The sequence below is a fragment of the Roseovarius bejariae genome, from assembly GCF_009669325.1.
In the GTDB taxonomy this organism is placed as follows: Bacteria; Pseudomonadota; Alphaproteobacteria; order Rhodobacterales; family Rhodobacteraceae; genus Roseovarius; species Roseovarius bejariae.
In genome coordinates this window covers 489,951-506,564 of record NZ_SZWE01000002.1, presented here as the reverse complement: position 1 = coordinate 506,564, position 16,614 = coordinate 489,951, and the positions used below count along the sequence as shown (strand labels likewise).

Annotated in this window: 15 protein-coding genes; 8 read left to right on the top strand and 7 right to left on the bottom strand. The window is 61.9% G+C overall.

Annotated features, from left to right (window positions below):
- The first annotated feature begins 158 nt into the window (after nt 1-158).
- Nucleotides 159-1,064 (top strand): LysR family transcriptional regulator, encoded by a 906-nt coding sequence (locus FDP25_RS16505; protein ID WP_154154882.1) that lies wholly within the window; start codon nt 159-161, stop codon nt 1,062-1,064.
- A gap of 251 nt (nt 1,065-1,315) precedes the next feature.
- On the opposite strand, the gene FDP25_RS16500 is transcribed toward FDP25_RS16505, so the two are convergent.
- Both FDP25_RS16500 and FDP25_RS16495 read right to left on the bottom strand, forming a co-directional pair.
- Nucleotides 1,316-2,446 (bottom strand): M24 family metallopeptidase, encoded by a 1,131-nt coding sequence (locus FDP25_RS16500; protein WP_343032096.1) that lies wholly within the window; start codon nt 2,444-2,446, stop codon nt 1,316-1,318.
- Nucleotides 2,443-3,474 carry a pyridoxal-phosphate dependent enzyme gene (locus FDP25_RS16495; RefSeq protein WP_154154879.1) on the bottom strand — a complete coding sequence of 344 codons (1,032 nt, stop codon included), beginning with the start codon at nt 3,472-3,474 and terminating at the stop codon, nt 2,443-2,445. Before FDP25_RS16495 ends, FDP25_RS16500 begins: the two co-directional genes overlap by 4 nt.
- Before the next feature lie 284 nt (nt 3,475-3,758).
- Here FDP25_RS16495 and FDP25_RS16490 point away from each other — a divergent pair, with 284 nt between their 5' ends.
- From FDP25_RS16490 to grxD, 5 genes are all read left to right on the top strand, one after another.
- On the top strand, nt 3,759-4,250 hold the full coding sequence (locus FDP25_RS16490) for a phosphoribosylglycinamide synthetase (RefSeq protein WP_179959274.1): 492 nt from the start codon (nt 3,759-3,761) through the stop codon (nt 4,248-4,250).
- 186 nt (nt 4,251-4,436) lie between these two features.
- Complete coding sequence (purL, locus tag FDP25_RS16485) at nt 4,437-6,602, top strand: phosphoribosylformylglycinamidine synthase subunit PurL (protein ID WP_154154876.1); 2,166 nt, start codon at nt 4,437-4,439, stop codon at nt 6,600-6,602.
- Between the two features lie 96 nt (nt 6,603-6,698).
- Nucleotides 6,699-6,941 (top strand): BolA/IbaG family iron-sulfur metabolism protein, encoded by a 243-nt coding sequence (locus FDP25_RS16480; RefSeq protein WP_154154873.1) that lies wholly within the window; start codon nt 6,699-6,701, stop codon nt 6,939-6,941.
- A 36-nt stretch (nt 6,942-6,977) separates the two neighbouring features.
- A complete protein-coding gene (locus tag FDP25_RS16475; protein WP_154154870.1) occupies nt 6,978-7,244 on the top strand; it encodes a hypothetical protein in 267 nt (88 codons plus the stop codon).
- A complete protein-coding gene (grxD, locus tag FDP25_RS16470; RefSeq protein ID WP_154154867.1) occupies nt 7,237-7,599 on the top strand; it encodes a Grx4 family monothiol glutaredoxin in 363 nt (120 codons plus the stop codon). Before FDP25_RS16475 ends, grxD begins: the two co-directional genes overlap by 8 nt.
- A gap of 125 nt (nt 7,600-7,724) precedes the next feature.
- Here the strand turns inward: grxD and FDP25_RS16465 are convergent, their stop codons facing one another.
- From FDP25_RS16465 to tkt, 3 genes are all read right to left on the bottom strand, one after another.
- On the bottom strand, nt 7,725-9,515 hold the full coding sequence (locus tag FDP25_RS16465) for a TRAP transporter permease (RefSeq protein ID WP_343032095.1): 1,791 nt from the start codon (nt 9,513-9,515) through the stop codon (nt 7,725-7,727).
- Nucleotides 9,512-10,465 carry a TAXI family TRAP transporter solute-binding subunit gene (locus tag FDP25_RS16460; RefSeq protein ID WP_154154864.1) on the bottom strand — a complete coding sequence of 318 codons (954 nt, stop codon included), beginning with the start codon at nt 10,463-10,465 and terminating at the stop codon, nt 9,512-9,514. The genes FDP25_RS16465 and FDP25_RS16460 overlap by 4 nt, the downstream gene beginning before the upstream one ends.
- Nucleotides 10,466-10,593: 128 nt before the next feature.
- Nucleotides 10,594-12,609, bottom strand: a complete 2,016-nt coding sequence (gene tkt, locus FDP25_RS16455) for a transketolase (RefSeq protein ID WP_343032094.1) — start codon at nt 12,607-12,609, stop codon at nt 10,594-10,596.
- Between the two features lie 254 nt (nt 12,610-12,863).
- Between tkt and FDP25_RS16450 the strand changes: the two genes are divergently transcribed.
- Both FDP25_RS16450 and FDP25_RS16445 read left to right on the top strand, forming a co-directional pair.
- Entirely contained in the window at nt 12,864-13,364 is a 501-nt protein-coding gene (locus tag FDP25_RS16450) for a hypothetical protein (RefSeq protein WP_154154861.1), read from the top strand.
- Nucleotides 13,364-13,762, top strand: coding sequence for a cell division protein ZapA (locus FDP25_RS16445; protein WP_154154858.1), 399 nt, complete (start codon nt 13,364-13,366; stop codon nt 13,760-13,762). The genes FDP25_RS16450 and FDP25_RS16445 overlap by 1 nt, the downstream gene beginning before the upstream one ends.
- A 91-nt stretch (nt 13,763-13,853) precedes the next feature.
- On the opposite strand, the gene glnT is transcribed toward FDP25_RS16445, so the two are convergent.
- Entirely contained in the window at nt 13,854-15,188 is a 1,335-nt protein-coding gene (gene glnT / locus FDP25_RS16440) for a type III glutamate--ammonia ligase (RefSeq protein ID WP_154154855.1), read from the bottom strand.
- Nucleotides 15,189-15,259: 71 nt separating this feature from the next.
- Nucleotides 15,260-16,606, bottom strand: a complete 1,347-nt coding sequence (locus tag FDP25_RS16435) for an FMN-binding glutamate synthase family protein (RefSeq protein ID WP_154154851.1) — start codon at nt 16,604-16,606, stop codon at nt 15,260-15,262.
- Nucleotides 16,607-16,614: the final 8 nt, after the last annotated feature.

Sequence of the window (16,614 nt, the reverse complement as noted above, 5' to 3'; positions counted from 1 at the left end):
TCGGCGTGTCCACCATGTCTAAATATAGGGCAATATTAGGTCATAATTAGTGACCTACCAAGCATATTTTCCAAATAAACAGCTTGCAAGCCTGTGAATTGGAAACACTTTTCTGGTATTGCACTCCCAACCCGAATTAAGAGCTGAAAGTTACAATTATGGATTGGGATAAGCTTAGAATATTTCACGCCGTCGCCGATGCCGGAAGCCTCACGCACGCGGGGGATCAACTGCATTTGTCGCAATCTGCTGTTTCGCGGCAGGTGCGCGGGCTTGAAGAATCACTGAACGCCACACTTTTTCACCGCCATGCCCGCGGCCTGATTCTCACCGAACAGGGCGAGCTTCTGTTCGATGCGACCCGTGCCATGATGAAACGCCTCGACGCCGCCACCGCCCGCATCCGCGACAGTGAGGAAGAGGTCTTCGGCGAGCTGCGTGTGACCACGACCATCGGCTTTGGCACACTTTGGCTAGCCCCGCGGTTGCCGGACCTTTATGAGAAATATCCCGATCTCAAGATCGACCTCATGCTCGAAGAACGGGTCCTTGACCTGCCCATGCGCGAGGCCGATGTCGCCATCCGCATGAAAGAACCCAGCCAAGCAGACCTGATCCGCAAAAGATTGATGAGCGTGCATATGTGCCTCTTCGCGTCACGCGACTATCTGGAAGACAGGGGGATGCCAGAAACCCCCGACGACCTGCATGAACACAGATTGATCTGCCAAAACCCCCGCTCGGCACAGGTAGGGGCCGGCGCGACACTGGTGAACGAGTTGATGACATATGATGTCCCCTCTCTACTTACCGTGAACAATTACTTCGGTGTGTTGCAGGGGGTTTTGCATAATCTCGGCATTGGGGTGCTCCCCGATTACCTCGCGCGTGATTTTCCCGATCTTGTACGTGTCCTGCCTGAAGTTCATTCAGGAGAGGTGCCGGTTTTCCTCGCCTACCCCGAAGAATTGCGGCAATCGAAACGCATTTCGGCCTTCCGCGATTTCGTTCAGAAAGAAATCATGGAATATCGAAAAACGATGAAAGAACAGGCGGTTAGCTAAGTCATTCATCACATGCGGTTTCAGCCATGCGTACGGCGCATAACGGCCATGCTGCACCTGCGGCATCTTGGCCCTTGATCGTCTCTGCCAAACTGCATAATTCCCGGCCATGACGATGACGGCGCAAGCAGGTCATCATCATACCTCCCTGTTGGACTATGGCCGAGCTTAGAGCTCGGCCTTTTTTTTCAAACGACACCCGTATATTTTTTCTGCACAGGCATTGCACAAAACGCCCAAGTTTTGCCCGGTCAGATCGTTGGCAAATCAACCGTCGCCAATGGGGACAAGGCGCGTGGTGCCCCCTCCGTGATCACGATGTTCTCTTCATGCACCATGATCTTGCCCCCGATTGTCTCGATCCCGGGTTCCAGCGTAATGACCATCCCGGGGAGCAGCGTGGTCTGATCCTCGGCCGTCAGGGAAAGCCCTTCAGTCAGTTGCATCCCCAACCCGTGGCCCAATCGGCCCGCATCCTCACCGGTCCCCACGACGTCGGCCATGGCGCGCCAGACATCACAGGCCCGGACCCCAGGCCGTGCCGCCTCCAACCCGGCCTGCGTTGCCTCGACCAACCGGGCATGAGCCGCACATTGTATGTCGGTCGCATGACCAATGGCAAAATTCCGGTCGTAATCGCAAAAATACCCGTCCCAGACAGCTCCGGTATCCAGCATCAAGACATCACCAACCACCAAGGGCGCCTCGCTGGCAGGTGAAATCACATCGGCGTATCCTTCCGGTCCGGCCCCGCCTGCCAGATAGGGCACCCAATCGGCCCCTTCTTCCAGCAAGAGCCGCTGGAAATCCCGGAACACCCGGCTCAGCGGCACACCCGGCATGGCAATCTCGCCCACCCGGCCAAAGGCCCGTCCGGCAATGGCGCAGGCCCGGGCGATCTTGGCGATCTCCGCCTCGGATTTTATTGCCCGCAAGCCTGCCACGATGCCCCTGTCGTCGGTGAAGGTCAGGCCGCTTTGCGCCTTCACCGCCTCCAGATCGGCCAAGGGCATTCGCGCGACTGTTCCCTGATGGCTGGGCAGGCCCACAGGGCCGCCCACCTCGCGCAGTGCCTCGGCCAGACGGCTTACACCGTCGTCCAAGGGGTCTGGGGCGGGCCATGTGCGAACGTCGTTTATCCAAGTCGCGCGCATCAGGGCTGCGCCGATGGAGGGGATCACGGCAATCGGGTCACTGCTTGCCGGCACGATCAGATACCACGCCCGGCAGGGGCTTTCCCAGAACCGTGTCAGATATCCGGTGAAATAGCGCACATCCGCTTCGGTGGTCAGCAAAAGCGCCCCAAGCCCGGCCTTGTCCATCCGCGCCTGCGCGCGCGCAACGCGCTCTCGAAACTCTTCGTCCGAGAAACCGCGCGTCACCCGTCGGCCTCTTCACTGATGATGCACAAAACCCGCGCGTCCTGCGGCAGGTCCATCAATCGCATCGCCGCGACACCCGCCGCCCCCGACTCGCTCGTGGACAGCCCCTTGTCCGCAAGGTCGGGCAAAGCCGCGCTCGCCTCCGAATCCGAAATCAGGGCGAAAACATCCGCATCCCGTGCCAACCCCTTGAGGGCAATCAGCGACGGCGCCTTGCAATCCAGCCGCCCCATGTTCGACACCGGGCCCACGGTTTCCACCGGGTGCGCCTCGGCAATGCTGTGATGCAACGCCGGGGCGGCCTCGGGCTCCACCACCACGATCTGCGGTGCATCGCCCCAGACATGCCTGAACCACGCCGCACAAGCCCCGGCAAGGCCACCAACCCCGGCTTGCAAGAAGATATGCGTGGGCGGCTCAGGCATCTGTCGGGTGGCCTCGGCAGCCATGGCAAGATAGCCTTCCATCAAGCGATGCGGCAGGTCGAAATACCCCTCCCACGAACTGTCCGATAGCAGGGTCCAGCCCTTTTCATCCGCCGCCTGCGCCGCCGCACCCATGCTGGCCTCGTAATCGGCCCCGGCGCGCACGACCTCGGCGCCTTTCTCACGCAGCCGCGCGGCAAAGCCTTCTGGGACGGTTTCGGACAGGTACACAACGGCCCGCGCGCCGAATATCCGCGCACCTGCCGCGACCGACAGGCCATGATTGCCAGCACTGGCCGTGACATAGGCCCGCCCCTCCAATGCGGTCGACAAGTCCTCGGCCCCGGTGGGCACCGCCTCATGGGCGATCACATAGGCCGCCCCAAGCGCCTTGAAACTTCCCAGCCCCATGCGCCCGCGCTCATCCTTGACCCAAAGGCGCGGGCCAAAGCCCTCGACTTCGACCAATGGGGTCTCACTGGCCGCCGGACATTGCGCCAGCAAGGCCTCGGGGGCCGCAGCGTCAATGCTCGGCCACGGCGCGCCCATCAAAACGTTCTCAGGCAACCCGTTGCCACGAAACGGATTTTGCATACTGTCCATGATCCCTCCCTGAACTTGTGCGCATGTGAGCGCAAGCACACTACCGCGTCAATCCTTCAACCCCTACCGGGTCACGATTTCATGACCTTCGCCAAGCAGGCCAGTCATCAGCCAGAACTTGCCGAGAGTTTCCGCGACGTGACGGCAAAATCATGCTGAACCCGGAAAATACCCCCCTGCCCCCCCTGCAAGTTCCGGATCACGAGGCCACCTCATTCAGCAGACGGCACAAAGCAACACGTGCCGCAAACCCAGCAGGCCAGACCTGCAGAAACGGAGGATTTATGACCATTCGCCATTTCGCCATCGTAACGGCATTGACCAGTGCAACCGCAATGGCGGCCCATGCTGCCAAAACCGACACCACCAATATCTACGATGACAACGGCGACCGTCAGCAAACCCAAGAAACCATGGGCGACGCAACCGTCGATACCGAGGGCAATGTCACCGCACCCTTCTCGGGTGACATATCAAAACCCGAAATGACCGCGGCCGACCGCACCAAGGTGGAAAACATCGTGGCCGCGGCGGATGAAGGCGCGATCGTGACTTCGGTTGACGATCTGGAAATCGGCACCGTTTACGCCAATGAAGGCGCCATGGGCGCTGAACATCTGGTCTATGTGGACGTCGCGGACGACGCCAATATCACTGCGGATCGCATCGGGTTCCGTGTCAGCACTCTCAGCGTCGAGGAAAGCGGCGGCCTTGAATATGCCATGACGCTTGATCAACTGCGCCAAGCGGTCGCCGACAAGGTCAAAGTGCAATAAGCAGCCTGCAACACACACACCTCCATTCTCAGAGGTGATGACGTGGGTGGCCCGGTGTTGCACCGGGCCACTGCTTTTCTGCCCCTGCGACCAATGCCCGGCGTTCTGTTGGAAACGCCCCCTTCCCCCTGCCCCTTGCATGCCTTAAAGAGGCGCCAACCGGACACCTTGGGGGAATCCAACAAAATGCAGGACCCGGCAATTACGCCCGAACTGATCGAGGCCCATGGCCTCAAGCCAGAAGAATACGACATGATCCTCGAGATCATCGGCCGCGAACCCACCTTCACCGAACTGGGCATCTTCTCGGCCATGTGGAACGAACATTGTTCCTACAAATCCTCCAAGAAATGGCTGCGCACCCTGCCCACCGAGGGGCCACAGGTGATCTGCGGACCGGGCGAAAACGCCGGCGTTGTCGACATCGGCGACGGGCAGGCCGTGATCTTCAAGATGGAAAGCCACAACCACCCGTCCTACATCGAACCCTACCAGGGCGCGGCCACCGGCGTGGGCGGTATACTGCGCGACGTCTTCACCATGGGCGCGCGCCCCATCGCAGCGATGAACTCGCTTAGTTTCGGCGAACCGGACCACCCCAAAACCCGGCAACTGGTACATGGCGTCGTCGAAGGTGTCGGCGGCTATGGCAATTGCTTTGGCGTGCCCACCGTGGGTGGCGAGGTCCGGTTTGATCCGGCCTATAACGGCAACTGCCTTGTGAACGCCTTTGCCGCGGGCCTCGTCGACAGCGACAAGATCTATTACTCCGAGGCCTCGGGCGTCGGGATGCCGGTCGTCTACCTCGGGGCCAAGACGGGCCGCGACGGGGTCGGCGGGGCCACCATGGCCAGCGCCGAATTCGACGAGTCGATCGAAGAAAAACGCCCCACCGTACAGGTGGGCGACCCCTTCACCGAAAAACGCCTGATGGAAGCCACGCTGGAACTGATGGCCACCGGCGCGGTGATCTCGATTCAGGATATGGGCGCGGCGGGCCTCACCTGTTCGGCGGTGGAAATGGGCGACAAGGGCGGCCTTGGCGTCAAGCTGCAACTCGACCAGGTCCCGCAGCGCGAAGAAAACATGACCGCCTACGAGATGATGCTGTCCGAAAGCCAGGAACGCATGCTCATGGTCCTGCGCCCGGAAAAAGAGGCCGAGGCCCGCGCGGTCTTCGAAAAATGGGACCTCGATTTCGCCATCGTCGGCGAAACCATCGCCGAGGATCGCTTCCTCATCATGCACGGCAACGAGGTCAAGGCCGACCTGCCGCTGGCCACCCTTTCGGGTAGCGCGCCAGAATACGACCGGCCTTGGAACGAACCAGAGCCCGCCGAAGCGCTGGACGCCGACAGCGTGCCGGGCGTCGATCCCATCGACGGGCTCAAGGCGCTTGTCGGATCTCCCAACTACTGCTCACGCCAATGGGTCTATGAACAATACGACACCATGGTCATGGCCGACACCGCACGCGGCCCCGGGCTTGGGGCGGGTCTCATCCGTGTGCACGGCACCGACAAGCTGCTGGCTTTCACCTCGGACGTGACGCCGCGCTACGTGCGCGCCAACCCCACAGAAGGCGGCAAACAGGCCGTGGCCGAGGCCTATCGCAACCTCACCGCCCTTGGCGCCCTGCCCTTGGCAACCACCGACAACATGAACTTCGGCAACCCCGAAAAACCCGAGATCATGGGACAGTTCGTCGGCGCCATCAAAGGCATCGGTCAGGCGGTTTCGGCGCTCGATATGCCGATCGTGTCGGGCAATGTCTCGCTTTACAACGAAACCGATGGGCAGGCGATCCTGCCCACCCCGACCATCGGGGCGGTCGGCCTGATCGACAAGGCCGAGAACGCCATCACCGGCGAGGTGCGCGACGGCCATGTCGCCATCCTCATCGGCGAGACCACCGGCCACCTCGGCCAATCCGCGATTCTCTCGGAGGTCTACAACCGCGCCGAGGGTGACGCCCCCGCCGTTGATCTCGACGCCGAGAAACGCAACGGCGATTTCATCCGCGCCAATCACACCCTGATCAAGGCCTGTACCGACCTCTCCGATGGCGGCCTCGCCCTTGCGGCCTTCGAAATGGCCGAGGCCGCAGGCGTGGGGGTACAACTGGACAGCGACGACACCGCCACCCTCTTTGGCGAGGATCAGGCCCGTTACTTGGTGGCCTGCAACTTCGATCAGGCCGAGGCGCTGATGATCGAAGCGGGCCGTGCGGGCGTTCCGATCCAGAGCGTCGGCAAATTCACCGGCGATACGGTCAAATTCGGCACCTCCGAAGCGCCCCTCGCAGAACTCTCTGCAATCTACCGCAACAGCTTTGGCGAGACTTTCGCCTGAACAACAACGCGCGCGCCCTCGGGCGCGCGCCATCCCTTGCAAGACCCCACAACCGGGTCTACATCTTTGCCAAGGACCAAGAAAAGGAAACGCCGCATGCCCATTCAAGCTCAGGAAATCGAAGACCTGATCCGCGCCGAGTTTCCGCAAGCCCAGATCACCATCACCGATCTGGCCGGTGACGGAAACCACTATGCCGCCGAAGTGATCGATGCCTCCTTCAAGGGCATGAACCGCGTACAGCAACAACGCGCGGTCTACGCGGCCCTCAAAGGCAAGATGGATGGCCCCTCAGGCGATCTGCACGCCCTTGCCCTGACCACGAAAGCACCGGACTAAGCACCGCAAGGCGATAAGGCCGAGGAGTCGCGCAGCATGCAGAATTCCCCGTTCGGTATCGAGGGCCATGGGCTTTTCACTCTGCACCCGGCGATCATGCTCGTGCTTATTCCCTTCGTCGTGATGTTCGTCTGGGCCTCGATCAAGGAATACCAACGCTGGCGCCGCTTCGGCCCCTCCATGAACAAGCGTTCTGCCTACGACATCGACGAAACCGCCCCCAGCTATGAACCGCCCGTCGCAGATGATAGCGACAGCGACTCCAACGAAACGACCAGACCGGAAAGAGGTTCCCATGAGTGACGCCAAAACCCAGATCGACGAAACCGTGAAATCCAACGACGTGGTGCTTTACATGAAAGGCACCAAGGACATGCCGCAATGCGGCTTCTCCTCGCGCGTGGCGGGGGTGCTCAACTACATGGGCGTCGAATTTACGGATGTGAACGTGCTGGCAGATGAAGCCATCCGCCAAGGCATCAAGGATTACTCCGACTGGCCGACCATTCCGCAACTTTACATCAAGGGCGAATTCGTCGGCGGCTGCGACATCATCACCGAGATGACCCTCTCGGGCGAATTGGACCAGATGTTCGACCAGAACGGCGTGACCTATGACAAGGACGCCGCCGAGAAGATCCGCGAAGCCAACGCCTGACCAAATGGGCGCGCCTGCGGCGCGGCAGGCTCAGCGCGCAAAGCGCGCCGGTTGAGGGGCTTTGCCCCTTGGTTGAAAATTAGATTTTCAACCTACCCCAGGATATTTTCAAAAAGAAGAAAGGGTCAGAGGGGCCAGAGGATGGCCCCGAGACCAGAAACAAGGGCGGCGGCGCGTAGGGCGGCCGCTTTTTTGCGCACCAAGGCCCAGCTGATCAGCGCAAGACCTACGGCGACCTTAAGCGCGGCCAAGATGGCCGGACCAAGACTTTCGGCAAGGCCGATGACATCGGGGTTGGCCACCATCCCCAATGGGATCAGATAGAGGCCCACCCCAAGCGCCATGGCCGTCACCGCCACCCGCAGCCAATTTTCCCCGATCATGCCAGAGGCGATGAAGACCGCGCCGCAAACGGGCGGTGTGATCGTTGAAAGTAACGCGTACCAGAAGACGAAAAGATGCGCCTGTAGCGGGTCCAAGCCCAATTCGATGAGCGCAGGCCCGGCCACCGAGACGCAGATCACATAGGCCGCCGTGGTGGGCACCTCCATCCCCAGCACGAGGCAGGCGATAGCCGTGAGCAAAAGTGAGGGCCAGAGCAGACCGCCCGAGGCCGACAGGATCAGCGAGGTGATCTTGACGCCCAACCCGGTCACCCCCAGCACCCCGATCACCAGCGAGGCGCAGAAGATGATCGACCCGATCAGCGCCACCTGCCGACCCGCGGCCATAAGGGCCGCTTCAATGCGTTGCGTGGCGCGTTTGACGTCAAACCGCAGGTCCGCGCCGATCAGCAACAAGACCGCCGCCGCCATGATGGCAAGGCAGGCGGCATATTGCGGGGTGACGTTCAGCCCGAACATCCCCCAAAGCAGCACGCCGAAGGGGACGAGGAAGAATCCCGAGGTGATCAGGACCGCGCGCGCCTCGGGCCGGTCCTCTTTCGCCAATCCGCGCAGGTCAAAGCGCCGCGCATAGCCGTCAATCCCGATCCAGACCGCCCAGAAATACAAAAGCGCCGGTAAGGCGGCGGCAGCCATGATGCCCGTGTAGGGCACGCCCGTCAGTTCCACCATGACGAAGGCCCCGGCCCCCATCAGCGGCGGCATGATCTGTCCGCCGGAACTGGCCACGGCTTCCACCGCTGCCGCGATCCGCTTGGGGTATCCCAGACGCTCCATCGCCGGCAGGGTAATGGCGCCCGTCGAGGCCACATTGGCCGAGGCCGAGCCCGAGATCGAGCCGAACAAGGCCGACGAAAGAACCGAAACCTTGGCCGCCCCGCCGCGCAACCGCCCTGCCGCCGCCGCGGCCACGTTCATGAAGCCCTGCCCGGCCTCGCCCGCGTTCAGGACCGCCCCGAAGATCACGAAGATCGCCACCACGTTCACCGAAACCGCCGTCAGCGTGCCCCAAAGCCCGCCTTCGGCAATGGTGAGCGTGCCGAGGAAACTTTCCACCGGCGTTCCCGAATGGCCGAAACGGCCCGGGATATGCTGCCCGAAGAGGCCATATAAGAGCGCCGCCAATGCCACCAGCGGCAAGGGCCAGCCAATCGCCCGCCGGGCCGCCTCCAGAACCACGCATATGAGCACGGCGGCGATCCAGACCTGAACATCGCCTTCCAGAAACCCGTATTGATCCGCCAGTGTGTCGTGGCTCAGCGCCACCCAGGCCGCCGACGCCACGCCAAGGGCACACAGCGCGAGCCCCGACCACAACGCCATGCCCTGCCGCCCCCAGACCAGCACCCAGGGCAGCACGAAAATCAGGTGTACGGGGCGGCTGACCAGATTGGGAACCAGCCCGGAAAACACCAACCCGAGGTGAAAGACGACAGAGGCCAGCGCGAAGCTGGCCCAGAACGCCCGCGCCACACCCTGCGGCGCGGGGGTATCGCTTATGCCGATGCTCACTTTTGTGCGTCGGTCAGGCTCATGCCCGCCTCTTCGTAATAGCGCACGGCGCCGGGGTGGATCTTGCCGGTGATATTCGCCATCAGGCCCTCATCAACCCCGGCCCACCACTTGGCGGCTTCGGCCATATCACCCTTCTGCTCCCAATAGGTTTTCGTCAGGGTATAGGCCGTGTCCTCGTCCATCTTCGTGGTCGTATAGGCCACTACGGGAAGCGAGGTGGTGACGATATCCTCATCCTGCCCCGCATAGGTACCCGCCGGGATCACCAGCTTGGTGCGCTTGGTTTCGGCAATCTGTTCATCGCTCAGCGACAGAACCGTCACCCCGGTCGAGGCTGCGGCCTCAACCACGTTGGGCGCGGGCCACGAGCCTGCGGTGACAAACCCGTCGATCTGGCCGTTCTTGAGCGCGGGCACCGCGTTCGACAGTTCCACGTCGGCCACCTCGACCTCGTCCTTCACACCGAACAGCCCAAGGTATTTCTCGCCCTCTCGCGCACCGAAACTGCCCTTGCCCAGAAGGATCGTCTTGCCCTTCAGGCCGTCGAAACTCTCGACGCCGCTCTCGTCGCTCATCACGAAATGCATGGTCAGCGACGGGATCGGGAACAGCGCGCGGATGTCGTCGAAGGCCGGGTTGCCCTTGCCCTCGAACATCGCCTTGCCGCCCTGTGCCAGCTTCACCAAGACCGGGGGCGTGGTGAAGACGTAATCACCGCCGCGCGCCCGCACTTCCATCACGTTCTGGACCGAGCCCTGGCTTTCCTCGACCGTGACGTTGATTTCACCGTCGGATGCCGTCTCCATCGCCTCGGCGATCTGCACCGCCATCTGGTAATAGGACGAGGTCGATTTCGCCGATTTGTAGGTCACCCGCGTTTCCGACATGGCCGGGGCCGCTGCCATGGCACAGATTGCCGTGCCGAAAAGAATGGAACGAATGTTCATTGGTATGCCTCCCTGTGATCTGGCCCCATATGGCCCAGCCTCGCGCCCATGGTCAACTGCCGATACCACAAGAAAAAACCGCCGGCCCAACGGGTCGGCGGCTTTTCGTCAGGAACGCTCTCAATGGCTCAAAGCAGGGCTTTCACCTTCTCGATGACGGCCTCCGAGGTGATGCCGAATTTCTCGTAAAGCGTACCCGCCGGGGCCGAGGCGCCGAAACGGTCCATGCCGACGAAACCGGATTTCTGCTCGCGTCCGCGTTCACCACACAGCCACCGATCCCAGCCTTGCCGCACGGCCGCTTCCACAGCCACGCGCACCGGGCCGGCGGGCAGTACCTGGCGGCGCACCTTCTCGTCCTGTTGCTCGAACAGCTCCCAACAGGGCATTGAGACAACCCGCGTGCCGATCCCTTCGGCCTGAAGCGCCTCACGCGCCTGCATGGCGATCTCCACTTCAGATCCGGTGGCCATCAAGATCACCTGACGCTTGCCCTCGGCCTCGGCCAGAACATAGGCCCCTTGGGCCACCATGTTCTTGTTGCGATGCTCGGTGCGCAGCGTCGGCACGCCTTGACGGGTCAGCGACAGAACCGAAGGGGTTTCTTTCGAGGTCAGCGCGATTTCCCAGGCTTCGGCGGTTTCCACCGTGTCACAGGGGCGGAACACCATCGTATTGGGCGTGGCGCGCGAAATCGCCAGATGCTCCACTGGCTGGTGTGTCGGGCCATCTTCGCCCAAACCGATGCTGTCATGGGTCATCACGAACACCGTCGGCTGCTTCATCAGTGCGGCCAGACGCATCGCCGGGCGCGCGTAATCGGTAAAGCACATGAAGGTGCCGCCATAGGGGCGAATACCGCCATGCAGGGCCATACCGTTCATCGCCGCGGCCATGCCATGCTCGCGAATACCCCAGTGCACGTAACGGCCCTTGCGGTTGTCGGTGTCGAAAACGGTCATGTCGCCCGACTGGGTGTTATTCGATCCCGACAGGTCGGCCGAACCGCCGATGGTCTCGGGCATGATCGGGTTCACGACTTCCAGAACCATCTCGCTCGATTTACGGGTGGCGACCTTGGGTTGCTCCGCGCTGATCTGCTTTTTCAGGGCCTTGATCCGCGCCGAAAGCTTCTTGGGCGTTTCGCGGTTGAAGATACGGGTGAATTCCGCCTGACGGCGCTCGGACACCTCGCCCATGCGGGCCTCCCACGCGGTGCGATCCTCGGCACCCCGTGCGCCGATCACCTCCCATGCGGACTTCACATCGGCGGGCACCTCGAACGGCCCATAGGACCACCCATAGGCCTCTTTCGCTGCGACCAGTTGGTCGTGGTCGATCAGGGCGCCATGCCCCTTCGAGGTATCCTGCGCCGCGTGGCCAAGCGCGATATGCGTCTTGCAGGCGATCATCGTCGGGCGTTTGCCGGTTTTCGCCTTGGTCAGGGCCGCGTCGATCTCTTCGGGGTTATGCCCGTCGATCTCAAGCACCTGCCAGCCGCTGGCGCGGAAGCGCTTCACCTGATCGGTGCGATCGGCCAGCTCCACCTTGCCGTCGATGGTGATGTTGTTGTTGTCCCACAGCACGATCAACTTGCCTAGGCTGTGCCGCCCGGCCAGCCCGATGGCCTCTTGGCTCACCCCTTCCATCAGGCAACCGTCACCGGCGATCACATAGGTATGGTGATCCACCAGTTTCTTGCCGAAACGCGCGCGCAGCATCTCCTCGGCCATGGCAAAACCAACGGCATTGGAAATCCCCTGCCCCAACGGCCCGGTCGTGGTCTCGACCCCGCGCACAAGGAAGTTCTCCGGGTGGCCCGCCGTCTTGGCGCCCCACTGGCGGAAATTCTTGATCTCCTCCAGCGTGATGTCAGGGTTCCCCGTGAGGTACAGCAGCGAATAAAGCAGCATGGAACCATGCCCCGCCGACAGGATGAACCGGTCGCGATCCGGCCATTCGGGGTTGGCGGCATCGAATTTCAGGTGCTTTTCGAACAGAACCGTCGCGACATCGGCCATACCGATGGGCATACCGGAGTGGCCGGAGTTGGCCGCGGCCACCGCATCCAGCGTCAGGGCGCGAATGGCGGCAGCTTTGTTCCAGTGGTCAGGGTTGGCAGAGCGCAGGGCAGCAATATCCACGGGGTCATCCTTGCTATGTATCCATCTCGCCCGCTGCATATCAGGCGCGCGGCAAAGATCAAGCACTACACCGCCCCGCAGAAGCCCTGCACAGGAAAAGCCTGCAAGGGGGGCCAAACCTGCGGCCATTGCCCGGAACACGAGCACTTAATGCGATGTTTCAGGTTTCTGCCAGAAGGCATTAGACTTGGTCACAAATTCGGCCTGCCGCGATTCGCGGCCAAGGCGGAAACATCTAAGCAAGGGGTCAGGACATGAGCGATATACCCGAGTTGCAACGCCGCATCACAGCAGCACTTGATCGCATCGGTCAAGGGTTGGACGGGATGACCAAGACCGGCGAAGCGGGCGAAACCGAGACGCTCCGCCAACAGCTTGAGGACGAGAAGCTCGCCAACGCCCAACTCGAAGAGCGCATAAAGAAACTCAAGGAATCCTTGTCCGAGGCCGAAGCCGCCCGCGATGCCGCGCAATCCGAAAGCGCCGACAAGATCAAGGACCTGGACAAATCCCTGCAATCCCTGCGTCAGGCCAATCAGCAATTGCGCGACAACAACACCGCCCTGCGCGAAGCCAACGCCGAGGGCGTGGGTGAGGCGCACCTTATCAACAAGGCGATGCTGGCCGAACTGGAAGGTCTGCGCGCTTCACGCGCCGCCGACAAATCCGAAGCCGACGCAATCCTGTCGGAAATGGATGCAATCCTGAAACGCGCCGCAGACGGCGACGACGCTACCCAACCGGAGGATGCCTGATGCCCGAAGTGCAAATTGAAATCGGTGGCCGCACCTTCGACGTTGCCTGTCAGGAAGGCGAAGAGCACTACCTCCAATCCGCCGCCAAGATGCTCGATGAAGAGGCCTCGGTGCTCGCCGCGCAAATCGGCCGCATCCCTGAGGCCCGGATGCTCTTGATGGCGGGCCTCATGCTGGCCGACAAGACCGCCGGACTACAGGACAAGCTGAAAGCGATGGAGGATCGCATGGCCGAGAAAGAGGCCGAGCTTGATCAGCTCCGCAATGCCCCTACACCCGAGCCCAAGACCATCGAGGTTCCGGTCGTGCCAACGGATGTCACCGACAGCCTCGCCGAAATCGCCGCTCGGGCCGAGTCTTTGGCCGAAGAGGTGGACGGCAAGTCACAGGGGGATTGACCCGGCGTTTCCACCGACGCGACACAGACAAAATACCGACATGCCAAAAGACCCGAAGCACGGCTTCGGGTCTTGTCACTATGTGGTCCTGTCAGATGTCCAGCGTGTGGTCCTTTTCCCACCGGCTGAAGTGCGACACGAAACTGTCCCACTCCTTGCGTTTCAGGTTCAGATAAGCCTCCGAGAACTCCGCCCCCATCATCTCTTTCAGGCCCTTGTCCTTGTCATAGGCCCGCAAGGCATCCAGCATGTTCAGGGGCAGTTTCGGCGCACCGCGCACCTTGTGACCTTCGGCATACATGTCGATGTCGTACCGCTTGCCCGGTGCTGCCTTGGACCGCACACCCGACAGGCCCGCCGCGATGATAACCGCTTGTAACAAATAGGGATTCACCGCCCCGTCCGGCAGGCGAAGTTCAAACCGCCCCGGCCCCGGCACCCGCACCATATGTGTGCGGTTGTTGCCCGTCCACGTCACCGTATTGGGCGCCCAAGTGGCCCCCGAGGAGGTGCGTGGCGCATTGATCCGCTTGTAGCTGTTGACCGTCGGGTTGGTGATCGCCGCAAGGGCACTGGCGTGTTTCATGATCCCCCCAAGGAAATGCGCCCCCTTCTCCGACAGGCCCAGTTCCGCCGTGGGGCTGTCGCCCGTGGCCACGGAGGCAAAGACATTGGTCTTGGCCGCCGCCCCCGGCGCATCCCAGACCGAGATATGCGCATGGCACCCGTTCCCCGTCAGCCCCTCGATGGGCTTGGGCATGAAGGTCGCGCGGAAACCGTGTTTCTCGGCCACCGACTTGGTCATGAACTTGAAAAACGAATGCCGGTCGGCGGTGACAAGCGCATCGGCAAACTCCCAGTTCATCTCGAACTGGCCATTCGCATCCTCGTGATCGTTCTGATACGGGCCCCACCCCAACTCCAGCATATAGTCGCAAATCTCGCGCACAACGTCATAGCGGCGCATCACCGCCTGTTGGTCGTAACAGGGCTTCTCGGCGGTATCGAATTCGTCGCTCAATTGCGTGCCATCCGGCGTCAGCAGGAAATACTCCGCCTCGACCCCGGTTTTCACGTACTTCCCTTCGCCCGCCGCCTCCTCGATCAACCGCCGCAGCACGTTGCGCGGGGCCTGCGCCACGTCCTCGCCCTCCATCACCGGGTTCGCCGCAACCCAGGCCACCTCGGGCTTCCATGGTAGTTGGATCACGCTCTCGGGGTCCGGCACCGCCAACATGTCGGGATGCGCCGGTGTCATATCCAGCCAGGTGGCGAACCCTGCGAAACCCGCGCCCTCCTCCTGCATGTCACCGATGGCCTGCGCCGGCACCAGCTTGGCTCGCTGGCCGCCGAACAGGTCGGTGAAGGAAATCATGAAGTATTTAACGCCGCGCTCGGCGGCAAAGGCTGCCAGATCAGTCGTCATGGTCTTTTGTCCTTTCCCTGTTGATACGAAAAGGGGGCGGCACCCGTCCGCCCCCACCTTGTCTCTTGGCTTTAAAACTGCGTGCCCGGCTTGCCCGGATACCAGTTGGTCCCGGCAAGCGGCACCTGCGCCATGGCCGCCGATTCCATGGTCAGCGCCACCAGATCCTCGGGTTCCAGATGCTGAACGTGGTTCTTGCCACAGGCCCGCGCCAATGTTTGCGCCTCCAGCGTCATCACCTTGAGATAGTTGTTCAGCCGACGGCCCGCTTCCACCGGGTCCAGCCGTTTGGCAAGCTCGGGGTCCTGCGTGGAAATCCCCGCCGGATCGCGCCCCTCGTGCCAATCGTCATAGGCCCCTGCCGTGGTGCCCATCTCCTGATACTCGGCCTCCCACTTGGGGTCATTGTCGCCAAGCGCCACCATGGCCGCCGTACCGATGCTCACCGCATCGGCGCCAAGCGCCAAGGCCTTGGCCACATCGGCGCCCGAGCGTATGCCGCCCGAGACGATCAATTGCACCTTGCGGTGCATGTTTTGATCCTCAAGCGCGCGGACCGCGTCGCGGATACAGGCCAGCGTCGGCTGGCCCACATGCTCGATGAACACATCCTGCGTCGCCGCCGTGCCGCCCTGCATCCCATCCAACACCACAACATCCGCCCCGGCCTTGACCGCCAGCGTGGTGTCGAAATAGGGCCGCGCGCCGCCCACCTTGATATAGATGGGCTTTTCCCAGCCGGTGATTTCGCGCAATTCGAGGATCTTGATCTCAAGGTCATCCGGCCCCGTCCAATCGGGATGCCGACAGGCACTGCGCTGATCAATCCCTTTCGGCAAATCGCGCATTTCTGCCACGCGGTCGGAAATCTTCTGACCCAAGAGCATCCCGCCCCCGCCGGGCTTGGCGCCCTGCCCCACGACCACCTCGATCGCGTCGGCCTTGCGCAGATCATCAGGGTTCATGCCATAGCGCGACGGCAGATATTGATAGATCAGCGTTTTCGACTGCCCCCGTTCTTCGGGCGTCATGCCGCCATCGCCCGTGGTGGTTGAGGTGCCCGCCAAAGACGCCCCGCGCCCAAGCGCCTCCTTGGCCTGTGCGGAAAGCGCACCAAAGGACATGCCCGCGATGGTGATCGGAATATCCAACTCAATCGGTTTCTTGGCAAAGCGCGTGCCAAGCACCACATTGGTATCACAGCGCTCGCGGTACCCCTCCAGCGGGTAACGACTCATTGAGGCCCCCAGAAACAACAGGTCGTCGAAATGCGGCACCCGCCGCTTGGCCCCGCCGCCGCGAATGTCGTAAATCCCCGTCGCCGCCGCGCGCCGGATTTCCGCATTCACCTCTGGACTAAAGGTTGCCGACTGAATGGGCATGGTCTGCGGAATCGCGTGTTTTTGATCGTTTGCCATATCGATTC